The following is a 2,235-nucleotide window of genomic DNA, read 5'->3' as shown; positions in this document are numbered from 1 at the left end:
AAGACCCGCTATCGAGGGATCGCCAAGAACGAGGCGCAATTGTTCTCACTGTTCGGCCTCGCCAACCTCGTGCTCGCGCATAAAAGGTTGATGGCGCCCGACACGCAAGGTGCGTCCTGAAACGGGGCAAAGGCGATGAAATCGTGCGAATCCGGCCTTCCAGAGTGCCAATTCCGTATTCCGCGATTCAATTGCGAGCGATTCCACGCGATTGCGAACGATGATCTGCCTCCCGTTGCCGAAAATCGGATTTGTTCAGTACTTCCCTAGATATCCTTGGACTAAAGTGGCGCCTGCTGCCCCACCCGCTTCCCTTGTTTCAGGGGCCCCAGTTGCTCGTAGGATTCCATGACAGCCTCTTTGGCTGTTGATCGGAACCCAATTATTGTACGGACCGTCCTAGGCGACGTTCAGGAAGCAGGGCTAATGCATACTAGCGGCCAGAAGCGGCCCAACGAGGGCTACCGGCCAGGAGCTGCCGGTCACTGTTACATTTCACTTGCAGATCAAGGGCGCTCGTCTAAGTTGAATCAGTGCACGACACTCGTCTCGTATCGGCTATGACCTGCCTGCGTCGGTAGTTCCCCAAAAACGACGTTCAATTGGACCAAACACTCCTGAGCGATCTAAACAATCTATTGGATGTCTGAGACGGGTCGGGCGCCGTCTACCGACTATGGGCGCGCTGTAAGGAGGAGCCGAAAAGTCGACTGTTGCATTATCGGTGCCAAATATTGCGAGGTCTCGATCGACGACTTTACTGCTGTTCTTAATGCCACTTTCAGGCAGATGAGATTGTCGTTGGAGGACGGGGGGCGAGATGCCGGCGAAAGATGATTCAAGAGAGACAGCCAAGGATCTGCGGTACCGCGCCTTCTTAAGTTACCGGTCGGTCGACCGCAAGTTGGCCGAGTGGGTGCATCGCAAGCTCGAGGCATTTCGCCTTCCGCGAAAACTTGTGGGCACAGCGGGCGCGCATGGCCCCGTCCCTAGGCGTATTGCCCCCGTTTTTCAAGACCGGGCCGATGCCCGAGTTGCCGACGATCTAGAAACCGTCATTCGCGGTTACCTGCGCCAGTCAGAACACCTGATTGTCCTTTGCACTCCGGCTGCGGCCGCGCCTGAGAGTTGGGTCAGCCGGGAGATTGAGATCTTCCGGGAGGAGAGACCTGGAGCCAGCATCCACGCCGTCATAGGCGGAGGAGAACCACCCGCGTGTTTCCCTCCCGTGCTGTTGACTCGTTTGCAAGAAGGGGATGTTCGGGCGCCACTAGCTGCAGACCTAAGACTAGCTTCCGATGGCGGCGACGGCCGCTCAAAGGCCGTGGTCAAGCTAGTTGCCGGAATTGCGGGTGTGGACTTCGACGACCTGTGGCAGCGCGAAAAGCGAAAGAGAATGATTCGCTTAGCCCTCGCGGGGCTGGGCATCGTGTCGCTGGTCATCGCCGGCGGGCTGTGGTGGCGTGACGTTGAGACTTCGCGTCTCGTGCAAATCGCCGCGGCGGCCCAGCAGATCGACCGAAAACTTGAGGGCGAGCTAGCCGATCTGCTTTTTATTGCAAGTACCCCAGCACCCGCCTCTCCACTGGTGACACCGAACGAGAGGCACTTGGAGACACTTCTCACGATCGCGAGGCGCAGCCAGCCTTCGTATGTCGGCGCATTGGCCCTGCTGCATGCCGACGAGTTGGGGTCTATACCTGTATCGCCGCAAGAGCGTCTGACATTATTTGAAGATAGGGACGGTGATGCGATATGGATATGGGATACACAAAAGCGCAGACCTGCCTCTCGGCTGCCCCTACTCATGTCTGATTGGCGGGGTGGACCGCCCGAACCATCCTCCGGTGATAAACCACTCCCGATAGCCTTGCATGTCACTTCAGACAGGCGCTCGGTCCTCAGCGTGTATTCCCTGGGCGATGGCGGAGATAGGATCGCTGCACACTGGACGTTGGGCCCCGATGGCATCTGCGCGACCCCGTGCCGCCCCGCCAACTTCAAGTTCGTGGTGCCGCAGGGAAGCAAGAGGGCAAATGCATCCTTCGAATTTCGCAGGATCTCCGCGTTGGCACGAAAGGGCGATCAGGTGCTCTATGAATCGCCCCGGGTTTGGTGGAGGCTCTCCCTCTTGAGAAGATAGAGCCATGAACACCATGAAGAAGAAACCCGTGAAGTACTCCCCCGAAGTCCACGAGCGCGCCGTGCGCATGGTTGCCGAGTGTCGAGGCGACC

1 protein-coding gene and 1 pseudogene are annotated in these 2,235 nt (G+C 58.2%); both read left to right on the top strand.

The window, feature by feature from the left end; genetic code table 11:
- A pseudogene (locus tag I8J34_RS23905) lies at positions 1-120 on the top strand (IS5/IS1182 family transposase); the annotation flags it as partial.
- 700 nt (positions 121-820) lie between these two features.
- Complete coding sequence (locus I8J34_RS23900; protein ID WP_214364139.1) at positions 821-2,143, top strand: toll/interleukin-1 receptor domain-containing protein; 1,323 nt, start codon at positions 821-823, stop codon at positions 2,141-2,143.
- Positions 2,144-2,235 lie beyond the last annotated feature (92 nt).

The sequence above is a fragment of the Denitromonas iodatirespirans genome (assembly GCF_018524365.1).
In the GTDB taxonomy this organism is placed as follows: Bacteria; Pseudomonadota; Gammaproteobacteria; order Burkholderiales; family Rhodocyclaceae; genus Nitrogeniibacter; species Nitrogeniibacter iodatirespirans.
The sequence above is the reverse complement of the archived record's forward strand: the minus strand, read 5'-3'. Positions and strand labels throughout refer to the sequence as shown.